This window comes from Mesorhizobium sp. WSM4819, assembly GCF_055811215.1.
Genome location: NZ_JBVVQO010000003.1, coordinates 253,099 through 268,842 on the forward strand (window position 1 = coordinate 253,099; position 15,744 = coordinate 268,842).

16 protein-coding genes are annotated in these 15,744 nt (G+C 63.9%); 11 read left to right on the plus strand and 5 right to left on the minus strand.

Features of this window, described 5'->3' with window-relative positions:
- Positions 1 to 9: 9 nt before the first annotated feature.
- Together AC0L18_RS05035 and AC0L18_RS05040 are read right to left on the minus strand one after the other, a co-directional pair.
- On the minus strand, positions 10 to 732 hold the full coding sequence (locus tag AC0L18_RS05035; protein ID WP_473490933.1) for an ATP-binding cassette domain-containing protein: 723 nt from the start codon (positions 730 to 732) through the stop codon (positions 10 to 12).
- Positions 733 to 734: 2 nt separating this feature from the next.
- Complete coding sequence (locus AC0L18_RS05040) at positions 735 to 1,427, minus strand: ABC transporter permease (RefSeq protein WP_128173391.1); 693 nt, start codon at positions 1,425 to 1,427, stop codon at positions 735 to 737.
- Positions 1,428 to 1,527: 100 nt separating this feature from the next.
- Between AC0L18_RS05040 and AC0L18_RS05045 the strand changes: the two genes are divergently transcribed.
- Positions 1,528 to 2,403 carry a substrate-binding domain-containing protein gene (locus AC0L18_RS05045; protein WP_473490872.1) on the plus strand — a complete coding sequence of 292 codons (876 nt, stop codon included), beginning with the start codon at positions 1,528 to 1,530 and terminating at the stop codon, positions 2,401 to 2,403.
- A 42-nt stretch (positions 2,404 to 2,445) separates the two neighbouring features.
- On the opposite strand, the gene AC0L18_RS05050 is transcribed toward AC0L18_RS05045, so the two are convergent.
- On the minus strand, positions 2,446 to 2,652 hold the full coding sequence (locus AC0L18_RS05050; RefSeq protein WP_031254328.1) for a DUF6494 family protein: 207 nt from the start codon (positions 2,650 to 2,652) through the stop codon (positions 2,446 to 2,448).
- Positions 2,653 to 2,761: 109 nt separating this feature from the next.
- Between AC0L18_RS05050 and AC0L18_RS05055 the strand changes: the two genes are divergently transcribed.
- Positions 2,762 to 4,048, plus strand: coding sequence for a hypothetical protein (locus AC0L18_RS05055; RefSeq protein WP_473490873.1), 1,287 nt, complete (start codon positions 2,762 to 2,764; stop codon positions 4,046 to 4,048).
- Positions 4,049 to 4,057: 9 nt separating this feature from the next.
- Here the strand turns inward: AC0L18_RS05055 and AC0L18_RS05060 are convergent, their stop codons facing one another.
- Together AC0L18_RS05060 and AC0L18_RS05065 are read right to left on the minus strand one after the other, a co-directional pair.
- Entirely contained in the window at positions 4,058 to 5,317 is a 1,260-nt protein-coding gene (locus tag AC0L18_RS05060; RefSeq protein ID WP_236473696.1) for a GGDEF domain-containing protein, read from the minus strand.
- 211 nt (positions 5,318 to 5,528) lie between these two features.
- Positions 5,529 to 7,568, minus strand: a complete 2,040-nt coding sequence (locus tag AC0L18_RS05065; protein WP_473490874.1) for a 4Fe-4S binding protein — start codon at positions 7,566 to 7,568, stop codon at positions 5,529 to 5,531.
- A 101-nt stretch (positions 7,569 to 7,669) separates the two neighbouring features.
- Here AC0L18_RS05065 and AC0L18_RS05070 point away from each other — a divergent pair, with 101 nt between their 5' ends.
- The 9 genes from AC0L18_RS05070 to fdh3B all read left to right on the plus strand — a co-directional run bounded on the left by AC0L18_RS05070 (position 7,670) and on the right by fdh3B (position 15,736).
- On the plus strand, positions 7,670 to 8,407 hold the full coding sequence (locus tag AC0L18_RS05070) for a biotin/lipoate--protein ligase family protein (protein ID WP_128246315.1): 738 nt from the start codon (positions 7,670 to 7,672) through the stop codon (positions 8,405 to 8,407).
- Positions 8,398 to 8,940, plus strand: a complete 543-nt coding sequence (locus tag AC0L18_RS05075) for a DUF6505 family protein (protein ID WP_473490875.1) — start codon at positions 8,398 to 8,400, stop codon at positions 8,938 to 8,940. The genes AC0L18_RS05070 and AC0L18_RS05075 overlap by 10 nt, the downstream gene beginning before the upstream one ends.
- Positions 8,937 to 9,953: a DUF6352 family protein gene (locus AC0L18_RS05080; protein ID WP_473490876.1), complete on the plus strand. Its 1,017-nt coding sequence runs from the start codon at positions 8,937 to 8,939 to the stop codon at positions 9,951 to 9,953. Before AC0L18_RS05075 ends, AC0L18_RS05080 begins: the two co-directional genes overlap by 4 nt.
- A 13-nt stretch (positions 9,954 to 9,966) precedes the next feature.
- The gene (locus tag AC0L18_RS05085) at positions 9,967 to 10,479 is read left to right on the plus strand and encodes a DUF3305 domain-containing protein (protein WP_023797599.1); all 513 of its coding nucleotides are present in this window, start codon (positions 9,967 to 9,969) and stop codon (positions 10,477 to 10,479) included.
- The gene (locus AC0L18_RS05090; protein ID WP_473490877.1) at positions 10,476 to 11,177 is read left to right on the plus strand and encodes a DUF3306 domain-containing protein; all 702 of its coding nucleotides are present in this window, start codon (positions 10,476 to 10,478) and stop codon (positions 11,175 to 11,177) included. Before AC0L18_RS05085 ends, AC0L18_RS05090 begins: the two co-directional genes overlap by 4 nt.
- Positions 11,178 to 11,280: 103 nt before the next feature.
- Positions 11,281 to 11,952 (plus strand): TorD/DmsD family molecular chaperone, encoded by a 672-nt coding sequence (locus AC0L18_RS05095; RefSeq protein ID WP_473490878.1) that lies wholly within the window; start codon positions 11,281 to 11,283, stop codon positions 11,950 to 11,952.
- A 33-nt stretch (positions 11,953 to 11,985) separates the two neighbouring features.
- On the plus strand, positions 11,986 to 12,204 hold the full coding sequence (locus AC0L18_RS05100) for a formate dehydrogenase (protein ID WP_292403870.1): 219 nt from the start codon (positions 11,986 to 11,988) through the stop codon (positions 12,202 to 12,204).
- Between the two features lie 7 nt (positions 12,205 to 12,211).
- Positions 12,212 to 15,124 carry a formate dehydrogenase subunit alpha gene (locus AC0L18_RS05105; protein ID WP_473490879.1) on the plus strand — a complete coding sequence of 971 codons (2,913 nt, stop codon included), beginning with the start codon at positions 12,212 to 12,214 and terminating at the stop codon, positions 15,122 to 15,124.
- 15 nt (positions 15,125 to 15,139) lie between these two features.
- Entirely contained in the window at positions 15,140 to 15,736 is a 597-nt protein-coding gene (gene fdh3B / locus AC0L18_RS05110; protein WP_027151217.1) for a formate dehydrogenase FDH3 subunit beta, read from the plus strand.
- Positions 15,737 to 15,744: the final 8 nt, after the last annotated feature.

Below are 15,744 nucleotides of genomic sequence, written 5' to 3' on the forward strand. Positions count from 1 at the left end.
TTTCCGCGATCAAAGAACAAGCTCCCCATGGATGAAGGCGGCAGCTTCTGCGGATGAGGGGCGATCGAAAAAAACACCGGCGCTGGCGTGCTCGCACAGTCGGCCTCGAACGAGGAAGACGACATCTCCCGCGAGCCGTCGCACCTGACCGAGATCGTGCGAAGCCATGACGATCTTGGTGCCCGATTGGGAGGCCATGAGGATGATCTCCTCGACATGGCGGGTTGCAGCGGGATCAAGGCTGGCGGTGGGCTCATCGAGCAGCAGGACCTCGGGTTCGCGCGCCAGTGCGCGGGCAAGCGCCACGCGCTGTTGCTCGCCGCCGGACAAGCGCCGCGCAGGTCGCGCCGCCAGGCCCAGAAGGCCCACACGATCGAGAAGTTCCTCGGTGCGTGTCGCGCGACGATGGCGCGGACAGCCAGCTTGCGCCAGTCCGTAAGCCACGTTGGCGGCGACGGAGCGGCGCAGCATCACCGGTTTCTGGAGCAGCATTGCCCGGCGGCCAAGGCCGCGATCGGTGCGCCCACCCCAGCTCACAGTTCCTGCGGAAGGCGCGGCAAGTCCCATGCAAACCCGAAGCAGTGACGTCTTGCCCGCGCCATTGGGACCGAGCACCAGTGTCGGCGCACCGGGAGCAATCGCCAGGTTCAGGCGGTCGAGCATGGTCGTGGCGCCGGCGCTGAGCGAGACCCGGTCCAGAACGAGAGGAAGGTCGGTCAGCGCGGCCCGCATCATCAAGCCACCCGTTGCTCCGACCACAATCGCAGGCCCCAGGCAGCGGCATTGATGGCAAGAATGAGGCCGATCAGGATGACGCCGAGCCCGATCGCGAGCGGCAGGTCTCCCTTTGATGTTTCGAGCGCGATCGTGGTGGTCATGGTTCGGGTAAAGCCCTCGATATTGCCGCCGACGATCATGACCGTGCCGACTTCGGCGGCCGCCCGGCCGAAGCCGGCGAGCATTGCGGTGATCAGGCTGAAACGGCTGTCCCACAAGAGCGTCGCCACCCGGCCTGTCGGGCCGACGCCCATCGCCGTCAGTTCGTCGCGATATTCGCGCCACAAATCCTCGATGGTCTGGCGCGTCAGAGCCGCGATAATCGGCAGGACGAGAAGCGCCTGCGCGATGACCATGGCGGCCGGTGTGAACAGCAGGCCGAACGCGCCGAGCGGCCCTGATCGCGACAACAGCAGGTAAACGGTCAGGCCGACGACTACGGGCGGCAGGCCCATGAAGCCGTTGACAAGCACGACGAGCGCGGAACGTCCCGGAAAACGGGTCAGTGCCAGCAACGCCCCGAGCGGCAGCCCCACGACGGCCGCAACTGCAACGGCGGCCAGGGTAATGGTCAGCGAAAGCCGCACTATCGAGATCAGCGTCGCGTCGCCACTCGCGATAAGCTGCCATGCATTTAGGCCTTCTGACATACCCTTTCACCTGCGCTGCGTCGTCCTGCTATTTCTGCTGCATTTACTCCGCATTCGTCAAACAATTGAAACTGCGCAGGAATATGCATAAGATTGCAGGATGGATTTGCTGACGACTGCAGAAGCCGCAGACTATTTGCGCCTTGGCGAACGCAAGCTTTACGAGCTGATCGCCAAAAACGGCATCCCGTGCAGCAAAGTGACGGGCAAATGGCTGTTTCCGCGTAACGAGCTCGACCGGTGGGTTCTGTCGGGATTGGCGCGTCCCGACGGAATGATTGCGCCCGAGCCGCCGCCGATAGTCGGCGGCAGCCAGGACGACCTGCTTGAATGGAGCCTTCGTCAGGCGGGCTCCGGCCTCGCCTCGCTGACCGAGGGGACGGCAGGCGGCGTTGCGCGTCTTTTGCGTGGCGAGATTGCCGCTGCGGCGATCCATTTCCACGGTGATGCCGCCGACCCGAATGTGGAGGCCGCGCGCGCCATGCCGCGGCTGCACGATGCGGTGCTGATCGGTTTCACGCGGCGCGAACAAGGGCTGCTGCTGCCGCCGGGCAACCCCCGATCGCTCAACAGCCTGGCCGATGTCCTAGAAAGCGGCGCCAAGATCGCGATGCGCCAGGTCGGGGCCGGAGCCCAAATGCTGCTGGATGTCCTGGTCGCCCGCGCCGGCGCCAGCCAGAGGCGGTTGAACCGGCTCGAGCCGCCATGCCTGACAGGGCCGGAACTCGCTGCCGCGATCCGGACCGGCAGGGCCGATTGCGGCATTGCCACACGCGCCGCCGCGCGCGCCGCCGGCCTCAAATTCGTGTCATTGGCGTGGGAGAATTTCGATCTGCTGATGCGGCAGCGAACCTATTTCCAGCCTTCGATCCAGGCGCTGATCCGCCTCATGGCCGAGGACAGCTTCACTCAGCGCGCCGCAGAACTCACGGGCTATGACACCGACCCGGCCGGGCAGGTCCGATTCTTCCATTGATGTGGGGTGTCGATGGAGCGCCGGGCGCACCGCCGAACCTGTTCAGCCAAGGTCGATGTCGCCTTCGACGACGTGGTGCAGACCGGCGCGTTCGGCCGTGATCACGGCCCTCACGGTCAGGCGCCCCTGCCCTTTCAGTCCCGCATCCGCCACGGCCTTTTCGATCGCCTGCTGCGAGGTGACGCCGACTTGCTTCAGGAACTTGCGCATCGACACGTTGAAGGCATCGGTTTCCATGTTTTGAGTCATAGGATTGCCTCTAATAGCTTGGACTGTGCGGCTGGTCGGGTCGCGATCGCATGCTATTCCCCGGCAAAGACGCTGCCCGCCAGCGGAACACGGAAACGTATGATGCGCAATGCATAAGACGCTCGCAACAGCTTTGCTCGCTGCGGTTTTCCTCGCCGGCGCGACGGCACATGGTGCGGAACTGCGCGGGCATGGCGGTCCGGTGCGGGCGATTTCAGTGGCACCGGACGGAAAAACGGTGGCAACCGGCAGTTTTGATACCAAGGCAATCATCTGGTCGCTTGAGACCGGCGAAGCACGCGACGTGCTGCTCTTTCATGAAGGTGAGGTAACTGCCGTCGCTGCATTGCCGAACGGGCGCTTTGTCAGCGCCGGTGCGGATGGTCGCATCGCGATCTGGCAAATCGGTCGAGGCGAGCCGGCCCGCATCCTGGAGGGTCACACCGGGCCTGTCGCCGACCTCGAACTGTCACCCGACGGATCGATGCTGGCTTCGGCGTCCTGGGACACCACCGTCCGGCTCTGGCCGCTTGCCGGTGGGCCAGCGCGCGTCCTGGAAGGCCATCGTGCAAACGTCAATGCGCTCGCCTTCCTGGCGGACGCAACCCTCGTCAGCGCCGGCTATGACGCGACAGTCATCTTTTGGCCGAGCCAGGCTGGGGCGGCTCCGCTTCGGGCCATCATGCCGACGCCGCTCAACGCGCTAGCAAGAGCGTCCGGCGACCGCCTGTTCGTCGCAGGTGCTGACGGGCAGCTGCGGCTGCTCGACCGGCGCGGCAAAGTGCAGCTGGAAGTTCCGGTCTTGGGCAAACCGGTGACTGCTCTCGCCGCCACGCCAGACGCGAACTATCTCGCCATCGCCGGCATCGGTGATGGAATCCTGTTGCTGGACGCTATCAGCCTCTCCACCATCCGCACGTTCGACACGTCCGGCGTGGCGGTATGGTCGCTTGCGTTCGCGGCTGGCGGCAAGACGCTTCTGGCTGGCGGCGCCGACCATCTGGTGCGGGAATGGAACATCGAGACGGGCGAGCGTCTTGGAGCCGCTACAGCAGGCAGGACCGATCCGATGGCCAGATACGCAGGCAATCCGGACGCAGAAGTATTTCGCGCCTGCGTTGCCTGCCATACGCTCGACCCGAACGACGGCAATCGAGCCGGGCCGACGCTGCATGGCATTTTCGGGCGCAAGATAGCGTCCGTGCCGGGTTACCACTATTCGCCCGCTTTCCGGAAAATGGACATCGTCTGGACACCGGAAACCGTGTCAGAGCTGTTCGAGCTGGGTCCGAACGCCTACACCCCCGGCACCAAGATGCCTGAACAGACGATCAGCAATGCCGAGGATCGGGCAGCCCTGATCCGCTTTCTTCAGGCCGAGACACGCACCGACTGAACTTCGACATCACCGCATCGACCGAGCGCCCAAAAGGCTCGATGACTCCAGCCTGTGGAACACCGCCCGATTGCGGCCGGTCTGCTTGGCAACATAGAGTGCTTCATCGGCCTGGCGCTGGAGCTGCTCCGGCGAAATGGCCTGGTCCGGCGCCTGGACCGCCACGCCGATGCTGAGGGTGATATAGCGGGACACGCGGGATCCAGGATTAGGAAGACGAGCAGCTTCCACACACTCGCGAATTCGCTCGGCTACAATGGCGGCCTCCTGCTCGTTCACACTTGGAAGCAGCACGAGAAATTCCTCACCGCCGTAGCGCGCAACATGATCGCGATCGCGCCTCACGTTCTCCCGGATCAAGCGGGCGACCTCGATGAGGCAACGATCGCCCTCGGCATGACCGAGACGATCGTTGAGCTTCTTGAAGTCGTCGATGTCGCACATCAGCATGGCGGCGCCGCCGGGGCATTTGCCGCCACCGCCCCAGACGTGGTCGAGCGTTTCCGTCATCCGGCGCCGATTGTCGACGCCAGTCAGCGGATCGGTTCTCGCCAGAAGCTCCAGCCGATCGTTCGCTTCTGCCAGTTCGGCAACCCTGTGTCGGTCTCGAAGCTCGAACAGAAAAGTCTTCTGAGCCAGAATTGTCATCGTACGCCGCGCGGCGACCGTAGCGAGAATGCCGCTGGCAAAAAACAACGTGGCAGCCACCGCATTGCCAATCTCAAGGCCCGGGTTCTGCACCTGGAAGACGAGATAGAGACCGAGAGCCAAAGCCGCGACCGTCACGGTCCATGCCTGAGGGACGCCGAAGATGATGATGGCGGTAATCGCTACGAACAGCATGATGTTCAAGTGCCGTTCGTAGAACTCGCCGCCGGCGCTTGCGCCGACCAATACGATCGACAACAGGATGAGGAACATGCCTGTGATCAGGGAAACCCCCTGGACCCAGGACGGGCGCCGTTTTCGCCAGACAAGGACCACGGCTGCAGCGACGGGAGGGATGATGGCGCCAGGCAAGAGCATGGATAGCGCGATCGACCTTGGAAGCATCACCAGGTTGAGCGCCAGCGTCAGGACGTCCAGGAACGCCACCCATGTCATCCAGGCGCGGATGATCTTGGCCGTTTGCGACCAGACACGTGCCTGAAACAGGCGCTTGATCTCGCCTTTGAGCCGGATGTCGCGCGTGCGCTGCGCCAGAAGTCGCTCAACTTCCGCCGTGACGGCAGGATCGTCCTGCCTGTCGAGGTGCGTTCGATCTACCAATCGACGGGCCCTGAAGCCCCCCTTTCCCATACATCCATTCGAGCCACCCGGTGGTCAGCCGAGCGGCAAGCATGTCACGCTATGCCTAAGATTTGATTGCTGAAACCGTTTATTTGCGTGTTGATCGTGTAACCTTTTTGGTCACCGTCGTAGCCGGCTCACCGCCCCGATCGCCGGGAAAACGCATTTTTGAGGGCGATCAGCCCAAGGCTCAGACCGCCTTGTCGCTCGAGGCCTTGCGCTCCCGCAGATAGTCTTCAGTGGTTCGCGGCGGCGAGCGACCAGGGCCTGCATAAGGATCGAAGCCCTCATTCATCGCCGCATCGACGCGGCAATTGTCGCACATCCGTACAAGGTCGAGCCGCCGTGCGTTCTCGCCTGCAAACATCCAGTGTTTGCCTTCGAGCTTGGCGACGATCCGCTCGACGGTGCTCCTTGTGCCGAACGGCTTTGCGCAGCGGATGCAGTTGTACGGCTCCTCTTGCTTCACGACCCGGCTGCGAGCACCCCATGCCTGGAAATCCACCTGCGGCGTCAAGGTGATGACCTTCTCCGGGCAGGTCGCGGCGCAAAGGCCGCACTGCACGCAGGCGCTCTCGGAAAAATACAGAGCCGGCTGCTGTTCGCTGTCGGAAAGCGCCCCGGTTGGACAGGCCGAGACACAAGAGAGGCAGAGCGTGCAGCCGTCGACATTGACGCCCAGGCCGCCGAACGGAGCTGCAGCAGGCAACGCCACCCGGTCGACCGGCGTCGGCGCGGCTCGATGGAGCTCGAGCATGGTGCTCGTCAGCAGGCTGCGCTTCTTGCCGAGCGGCAGGAATGCCGCCGGGCGCCGCGACGCAACATCTGGAGTAATCAGGTCGAGCGCCGAGGCGAGTATGTCGGGATCGTCCACTTCAATCAATCCGCAGACCTCCGCGCCATAACCGAGAGACCGGCTCAAAAGATTGGCGATTGCGATGTTTGCGGCAATTCCGGTAAGCTCATGCCTTGGCTTGGCCGACGACAGCGCCCTTACGGCGCAAGCGCCCCAGGCGACCGGCGCGGTCCACGCCTCGATCCCTAACTGGGTTATCTCGTTCACCGCGACCGGCAGCACATTTGCGGGCAGACCCGCGCCGAAGCGGGCAAGTGCGTCGATCAGCGGCTCGCCATGGCCGAGATCATGGAAAAGCACAATCGCATCCAGGCCGCCCGCCTCACGATAGGTGACAAGAAGCGTCCGCAGCCGCCGAAGCAGCGACTCGGCATCCGGCACGGCGTAGGCGGCAGCGCCCGTGGGACATGCCGCCGCGCAGCTGCCGCAGCCGGCGCATACTTCCGCATCGATCGCGACGTGGTTCCCGGCGGGCGTTATCGCCCCAGTCGGGCACAGGTCGAGGCACCGGGTGCAGCCGGTGATGCGCGATCTCGAATGGGCGCACAGATCGGCGGAGAAATCGATGAAGCGCGGCTTGTCGAACTCGCCAACCAAATTGGCTGCCGTTGCGATCGCAACGGCGACGGAGGCGCGATCGCCGGGATCGGCCTTCACGTAGCCGTCGCGCAATTCATGAGCAGGGAAAAGCGGAGCTCCGCCGGAGAGATCAAGGATGATGTCGGCGTTCGAGACCGCTCCATCCCGCGATATCCCAAAGCCAAGCCGATCGCGCGAAGATGGATTGGGCGCCGCGAAATCGTCGACTGTCAGCTCGAAGGCGCCAAGATGGCCGCGCGCTTGCCGGATCGTTCCCTGCAAGACGGGAAAATCCCAGACCCGGTGCGGCGCGATTTCGCGCGGACGGCTAAGCAACACAGTGACGTCCAGCTTTTCGGCGAGTTGCCGGCCCGCATCGATCGCCGTGGCGTCGCAGCCATAGACCAGGACGACACCATGGCTCGAAAGCGTAACCAGCGCGGGTGGCGAAGCGGGTTCGGCCGCCATGGCGAGCAGAGCCGCCGCTTTCGGGCCGGCAGCAGCAGCATCCTGCGACCAGCCGCCCGTCTCGCGAATGTTTGCGAAAACCAGATCGCCTGCGAAACCGAGTTCCTCGGCGAGGTCGCCGAAAAGCGGCGCCTGCTGCGTGCAGCTGATGGTGACTGCTTCGCCGCCGCTCAGGGCACTGCGCACCCGGTCGAGTTCCGCGCCGCAGAACTGGTCCCCCGCCTCGACCCGTGCGCCCTTGCATCCGCGGGCGACGCTGGCGCCGAAGCGTGGCATGCTCCGCTCGCACGAGCAGACCAGGACCGTGCGTGGTTTGTCCAGGCTCATTCCGACTCCCGTGGCATCTTCCTTGTCCACGCGGTAGCGCCTCTTGCCTGGAAGTATTATAAAGACATTACAGTCGCCGTCATCAAAATATGGATCGGCCTATGCGGCCCTCTGTCAGCGACCTCCAACTGCCACCGCCTTACAGCCTCGTGCCGCTGAGAGAGGCCGGTGACGCCTTTGCGCACGCCTGCGCGATTGCGGCAGACGAAGGGGCAGGCACGCTTGCCTGGGTGCGCCGCTACGATCTGGCCGAATTCGCAGTGGTGCTCGAGCCTGAAGAGCCGCTGGAGGATGCGCGTCGCGCGATCTATGCCGGCATGAACGCACTTGCCGATGCGCTTGCGGTCCATGCTCCGCCGTCGCGGCCCATCACCTTCGACTGGCCCGACACTGTTCGTGTCGACGGGGTTCTCGTCGGCGGCGCCCGCCTGGGCTGGCCAGAAGGGGCCCGGGAGAACGAAATCCCCGACTGGATCGTCTTCTCCGGCATGATCCGCACCGCCGTCATCCGCGCCGGCGAGCCCGGTCTGCGGCCGCTGCTTGGCGCGCTTGACGAACTCGGCTTCGTGGCGCTCGATGCCGGTGAGATCGTTGCGAGCTTCTCCCGCCATCTGATGGCCGCATTCCACGAATGGAGCGATACCGGCTTCGGTTCGATCGCCAGCCGCTGGCTCGACCGGCTGCCACGAAAGGGCGATGAGCATGCAGAGCTTGCCGGCAACGGCGATCTGCTGATTTCCGACACGGCCTCTCACGGGCTTCGCGAGCGAAAAAGCCTGCCCGAGGCGCTTGCCAGGCCCTCCTGGCTCGATCCGATGACGGGCACGCCATGGCTTTGAAGCTGCCGCGAACGATCCGCCTCGATCCATCGGACACGTTTGTCTATTCGCGCGCTGCAGAACCGGGCGAATGGGCGGTGACCGGCACCTTCCTGTTCTTCGGCGCCGATGTGGCCAGGCTTACCGGCAAGGAACGGCAGGCGTTCCGCGCCGGGTTCCTCGGCATTGATAGCTTCGGCTGGTCCACCCTCGTCGTGGTCACGGACGCGACCGTGCATGATCGCGCGGCGGCCGTCGATCGGCTGGCCGAGCAGCTTGTGGTGCGATGCGGTGCGCCGGACACCGAAACGGCGCGCGCCGCCGCCGAAGAGGAGATAGAATTCGCGCAATCGCTGTGCGACCACCCGCCAAACACGCTGATTGCGGTCAACCGCACCAGCGAACAGGCCGGCACCCGCGAGTGTTTCCGAACCCTGCATCGCAAGGCGAGCCGGCTGGAGCCGGCAACGGCATTCCGCTTTGTCGAAATCGACGGCGAGGAGGAGTCGACGGAAAAGTTCGATCTCCTAGCATTGGCCGGGAGGCAGAAGTGAAGGATTTCTGGGTTTCCTCAGGTCATCACCTTCTCGACAGGGATGAGGCCGGGCGCCTGCTGGTGACCGACTCCTTTCTGAAGGCATATTTTGCGCGGCCAGAGCTTCTCCCTCCCGAAACGGCCTGCCCGGCGGAGCTGCGCCTGCATCACGAACTTTTGATGCATCATCCGCGCCGGCCGGTCGCAAAGCAGGAGATCGCCGCCTTGGAGGACCCGGATGCGCGCGAGAACTGGGAGTTCATGATTGCCTTTCGCGACCATGTGCTGGCCGCTCCCTCGCTCGAGGCCGCATATCTCGCGCTGGCGCGCGGCTCGGCCGAAAATATCCCGCCGCTGTTCATGAACCAGCTTGCGCAGGTCGTCCTGCGCAATGCGCTGGATGGTCAGCACGACGCCTGCGTCGTGCGAGCCGCTGAGCTGTTTTATCGGCCACAACGGGTGACGTCCCACGAGGGGGCGGTGCTTCTCGCCGATGCCGAAACCATTGAACTGCATGAACAGAACCGCCATGCCTCGCCGCTCCTCGGCATGCTTGGTGGCCCAGCTGTCACGGATCTGGAGATACTCGACGAGAACAATTCCGAGAGTTACTTCGCCAGGAGCGACGCTTTCGATATGGTGCTCAAGCTGGGCAGCGCGCGCAGTCCGACTCGGCGCGGCCTTGCCACAGCAATGGAGATCTGGGTTCGCCATCTACTTGCGGTGGACGTGGAGATCGAGCCGGTGGAGCGGATCGAGGACGAGGACTGGGCCTGGTTCGTCGGCCTCGACGCCGAAGCGACCCGCATCGGCAACACGCTCTGGGCCGGCGATGAACTTGACTCGGAGGCCGCACAGCGCGTGATTGCACTGTTCCGGCTCACCTTCTCCGACACAGGCGAAGTACTGCCGCAGGTGGGCGCCAGGCCCGTCTGGCTCATAATGGCCATGACCCCTGACCGAACGATCCGCATGAAGCCGCAGAACCTTGTCGCAGGCCTGCCGTTTCGCGCCCGAGGGACGGTGAACTAGGAGGATTGGTGCCATGGTGCGGGAGACGGCGGAAGTCGGGGTGATCGTCGAGCGACGGGCTCTGGACAACCCGTGGATCGACCATGTCTGGGTTCCCGTGGCCGTGCTGGCGGGCGCGCCGAGCGCGGCGCCATGGTCGGTGCTGCACGAATCAGACGGCGTGACGCGCTTCTATGCCGGAACTTTCAAGCTTGAGCTCTTCGGGTGCGACACGGGCATGTACCGGGACAACCTCCGTTCGGGGCGGCCTAGCCTGTGGATCGCGCTCCGGTCGAGCGATGCTCCACCCGGAGTTGTGCTGCACCTGGTGACCGCTGACCCTTTCGAGGGCGAGTCGCTGACCGAGGCTGGCCCCGACATCATCGAGGCCGTGCCGATGCCGATCGAGCTTCAGCAATGGCTGGCCGCCTTTGTCGAGACGCATCACGTCGAGCGTCCTTTCATCAAGCGCAAGCGCGATCGGGCGGACCCTGATGCCCTGGCGAGGCGCGGTCCTCGTTCCGGAACGACGGATGATGCCGAATGAGCGCGGGACGCGACAATGTCTTCGCCCGCTGGTCGCGCCTGAAACAGGCGGCGCGTTACAGTTCGACTGCGGGGCCGCAGAACGATCAGCTTTCGCCTGACGAAGTTGCGGCGCCAGCCGATACTGGTGAGCAGCTTGCACCAGCAATTGTCGAGCCGGAGGCCGCCGAGCCCGCCGAGCCCCTCCCTCGCCTCGAGGATCTGACCGCTCAAAGCGATCTTTCAGCCTTCCTGCGCAAAGGCGTGCCCAAAATGTTGAAGCGCGCCGCATTGCGCAAGATGTGGTCGCTCGATCCGGCAATTCGTGATCATATCGGGCCTTCCGAATATGCCTGGGACTTCAACAGCCCTGGATCCATGGCGGGATTCGGCCCCTTGAAAGCATCCAGCGAAGCTGTCGTGGATTTCCTGTCGAACGGCGGCAACCCGACCGATCCGGCACCCGCCGCCATGGCTTCGCAGGCGCCGGAGAAGGCGCCAGCGACCAGCGCCGTTTTGGCGGACGAGGGCGTGAACGCCTCAGCCGATGGGTCGGATTCTGTCACGCCGGACAGTTCGATCGAACTGGCAAACCCCGAATCTCCTTCGGCCGACGGCGCCGGGACCGCCATCGACCGCGACGAAGGCGCCGGCGCCGGCGCCGCGGAATCATCGCCGATCCACCGCCAGCGACGCCATGGCGGCGCCATGCCGCGCTGATCTGGATTTGTTGCCATTTTGGCACAGTCGCTGTTGCAATTGCCGGGAGGGGCACTAGTATTCACTTTACCCACTCGTTGAGGGGCACGGTCGAGGTCAGTAGATGAACCCAGACTTGCGCCTGGAGGAGGCAATCGGCACGTCGTGCGGAGCTGACGCTCTGGTTTCCGGCGTAGATGATGCTGACGTCGACGACGTGAACAGCGCACGCGCGGATGAGTACGCGCTGCTCGCCACGCTTCTCCTGGCCGCTCCGGATGCAAACCTCATGGCGCGGCTTTCCGGGTTGCGAGGCGACGCCGAGACCCCGCTCGGCAAGGCTCATGCCGCACTCGGCCAGGCTGCTTCTTCAGCCTCTCCGGTTGCCGTCAGTCGCGAGTATTTCGAGCTCTTCATCGGGGTCGGGCGCGGCGAACTCGTTCCCTACGCCTCCTACTACCTGACCGGCTTCCTCAACGAGCGGCCGCTTGCCCGCCTGCGCGGGGACATGAGGCGCCTCGGCCTTGAACGCGCGGACGGTCATTTTGACCCGGAAGATCATCTCGGCACGCTGTTCGAGATCATGAGCGGCTTTGCCGCCACCCATTTCGTGGTTCCCGCCGGCGAGGAGCGGGACTTCTTTGAACGTCACATCGCGCCGTGGGCGAGCCGTTTCTTGGCCGATCTGGAAAACGCGGCCTCGGCCAGGTTTTACCGGGCAGTCGGCGCGTTGGGGCGGATTTTCATCGACATCGAAGCCCAAGGTTTTGCCATGGAGGCGCGACGAAGCGCGTGACCTGATCGCGTCGACGCATAGGGAGGAAGGCAGATGCAGGAAAACAAACAGACGGCAATGAACCGCCGCAATTTCCTTCGCGCCTTCGGCGGCGCATCCACGACCGCCGTGGCCGCCGCCGCCGTGACGCTCACCCCAGGAGAAGCGCAAGCTTACGATCCCGGTGAGGAGGAGACGAGGGCTCGCTACCGCGAGACCGAGCACGTGAAGGCATTCTACCGTGTGAACGGTTATGAGACGTTGAAGAAATGAGGGCGCCATGCTGACCAAGCGCAAGAGCGGTCAGGCGAGCCGCACAAGATTGCACACACTGATGGGCACGGTCGCCTCCGCTCCCATCGACCGGCGAACCTTCCTTCGCCGTTCCGGTCTCGCGGCCGGCGGAATGGCTGCACTCGGGTCGTTCCAGCTTGGCACCGTTCAGAAGGCGGCGGCCATCAGTCCGCCGCAGCCGGGCGTGCCTATAGAACTGAAGAAAAGCGTCTGCACCCATTGCGCGGTCGGCTGCACCGTTACCGCCGAAGTCCAGAACGGAGTTTGGACCGGTCAGGAGCCTTCGTGGGACAGCCCGATCAACCGCGGCTCCCATTGCGCCAAGGGCGCAAGCGTACGCGAGCTCGTACACAGCGACCGCCGGCTGAAATACCCGATGAAGCTCACCGCAGGGCAGTGGGAGCGTGTCTCCTGGGACGACGCAATCAATGGGATTGGCGACAAACTGCTCGAGATCCGTGAAAAGTCCGGCCCGGAATCCGCCTACTGGATGGGGTCGGCCAAGTTTTCCAACGAAGGAACCTATCTCTTCCGCAAGCTCGCGGCGCTGTGGGGAACAAACAATCAGGACCACCAGGCCCGCATCTGTCATTCGACCACCGTCGCCGGCGTAGCCAACACCTGGGGCTACGGCGCGATGACGAACTCCTTCAACGATATTCGCAATTCGAAGACCATGATCATCATGGGCGGCAACCCGGCTGAAGCGCATCCGATAGCGATGCAGCATCTGCTGGAAGGCAAGGAACTCAACCAGGCCAATCTGATCGTCATCGATCCCCGTTTCACGCGCACCGCCGCCCATGCGACCGAGTACGTCCGGTTCCGGTCCGGCACTGACATAGCGCTGTTGTGGGGCATGCTTTGGCACATCTTCGGGAACGGCTGGGAGGACAAGGAATTCATCGCGCAGCGCGTCTACGGGATGGATGAGGTCCGCAAGGAAGTCGCGAAATACACGCCGGAGGAGGTTGAGCAGATCACCGGCGTGCCTGGCGATCAGGTGAAGCGCGTCGCCGAGCTGTTCGCCACGCAGAAGCCGTCGACGATGATCTGGTGCATGGGCCAGACACACCACACGGTCGGCACCGCCAATACACGCGCAAGTTGCATACTATGTCTCGCCACCGGCAATGTCGGCAAGCCGGGGACCGGCGCGAACATCTTCCGCGGCCATGACAACGTCCAGGGCGCGACGGATATCGGGCTCGATGTGGTCACCCTGCCCTTCTATTACGGGTTGACGGAAAGCGCCTGGAAGCACTGGTCGCGCGTCTGGGAGATCCCCTACGAGGACCTGCTGAGCCAGTTCGACTCGAAGGACGCCATGGAAACCCCGGGCATCCCACTGACTAGATGGTTCGATTCCGTCTCGCTGCCCAAGGACAAGATAGCGCAGCGCGACAGCATGCGCGCCATGTTCATTCAGGGCCACGCCAGCAACAGTATCACCCGTATCCCGGATTCGATGAAAGGCCTAACAGGCCTGGAGCTGCTTGTCGTCGCCGATCCCCATCCCACGACCTGGGCATCGCTGGCGGTGGAGGCGGGGCGTCAGGACAACACCTATCTCTTGCCGGTCTGCACGCAGTTCGAGACGTCAGGCTCGCGCGTCGCCTCAAATCGGGCCATCCAGTGGGGTGAGCAGATCGTGAAGCCGAGCTTCGAGCAGAAGGACGACTACCAGGTCATCTATCTGTTGTCGAAGAAGCTCGGGCTTGCCGACAAGATGTTCAAGAAGATAGCCGTCGAGGGCGACCGTCCGGTGCCGGAGGACGTGCTGCGCGAGATGAACCGCGGCAGCTGGTCGACGGGCTATTGCGGTCAGTCGCCAGAGCGGCTCAAGGCGCATATGAAGAACCAGCACAAGTTCGACCTGGTGACGATGCGGGCTCCGAAGGATGATCCCGAGGTCGGCGGCGACTATTACGGCCTGCCGTGGCCATGTTGGGGCAAGCCTGAGATCCGCCACCCGGGTACGGCCAATCTTTACAGCACCGGCCTGCATGTCATGGACGGCGGCAGCCCGTTCCGCGCCCGCTTCGGCGTCGAACGAAACGGCCAGACCCTATTGGCGGAAGGCTCCTACACGCAAGGCTCGGAACTCACCGACGGCTATCCGGAGTTCACCATGGCCGTGCTCAAGAAACTCGGCTGGGACAAGGATCTGACGGCGCAAGAACGCGCCGTGATCGAAAAGATCGGCGACGACATCAACAAGGTCTCGTGGTCGACGGATCTGTCAGGCGGGATCCAGCGCGTCGTGCTCAGCCATGGCTGCCATCCCTACGGCAACGGCAAAGCGCGCGCAGTAGCGTGGAACCTGCCCGACCCGGTACCCACCCATCGCGAGCCGATCTATTCGCCGAGGGTGGATCTGGTCGCAAAATATCCGACCTATCCCGACGCCACGCAGTTCCGGCTGCCGAACATAGGCTTCAGCGTACAGCAGGCGGCGGTGGAAAAGGGCATCGCCAAGACGTTCCCGCTGATCCTGACCAGCGGCCGGCTCGTCGAGTATGAAGGTGGCGGCGAGGAAACGCGGTCGAACAGATGGCTGGCCGAGTTGCAGCAGGAGATGTTCGTCGAGATCAACCCGGCCGACGCGTCCGAACGCGGCATCGGCGATGGGACCTGGGTTTGGGTCAATGGTGCGGAGAACAACGCGAAGGCGCGGGTGAAGGCGCTGGTCACGGAGCGCGTCGGCCGCGGCGTCGCGTTCATGCCCTTCCACTTCGGCGGCTGGTTCCAGGGCAAGGATCTCAGGGCCCACTATCCGCAGGGCACCGATCCATATGTTCTGGGAGAGAGCGTCAACAGCATCACCACCTACGGCTACGACCCGGTGACGGGCATGCAGGAGCCGAAGTGCACGCTCTGCCAAATCGTTGCGGCGTGAACGGGAGGAACAGAAATGGCCAGGATGAAATTCCTTTGCGACGCTGATCGTTGCATCGAGTGCAATGCCTGCGTCACCGCCTGCAAGAACGAGCACGACGTGCCATGGGGCATCAACCGGCGCCGCGTCGTCACCATCAATGACGGCAAGCCCGGCGAACGCTCCGTCTCGATGGCGTGCATGCATTGCACCGACGCGCCTTGCGCGGCGGTCTGTCCGGTCGACTGCTTCTACACCACGGCCGACGCGGTGGTGCTCCACTCCAAGGACCTGTGCATCGGGTGCGGCTATTGCTTCTACGCCTGCCCGTTCGGCGCCCCGCAATATCCGCGTGTCGGCAACTTCGGTTCGCGCGGCAAGATGGACAAATGCACCTTCTGCGCCGCGGGCCCGGAAGGTGATTCCACCGAAATTGAATATGCCAAGTACGGAGCCAACCGGCTGGCTGAAGGCAAGCTGCCGCTTTGCGCCGAAATGTGTTCAACCAAGTCGCTCCTGGCCGGCGACGGGGAGATCATCGCGGCGATCTACAAGGAGCGTGTGACGCAGCGTGGCTATGGTTCGGGAGCCTGGGGCTGGCAGACGGCCTATCGGGAAACAATCGACGTGTAGGAGGCAGT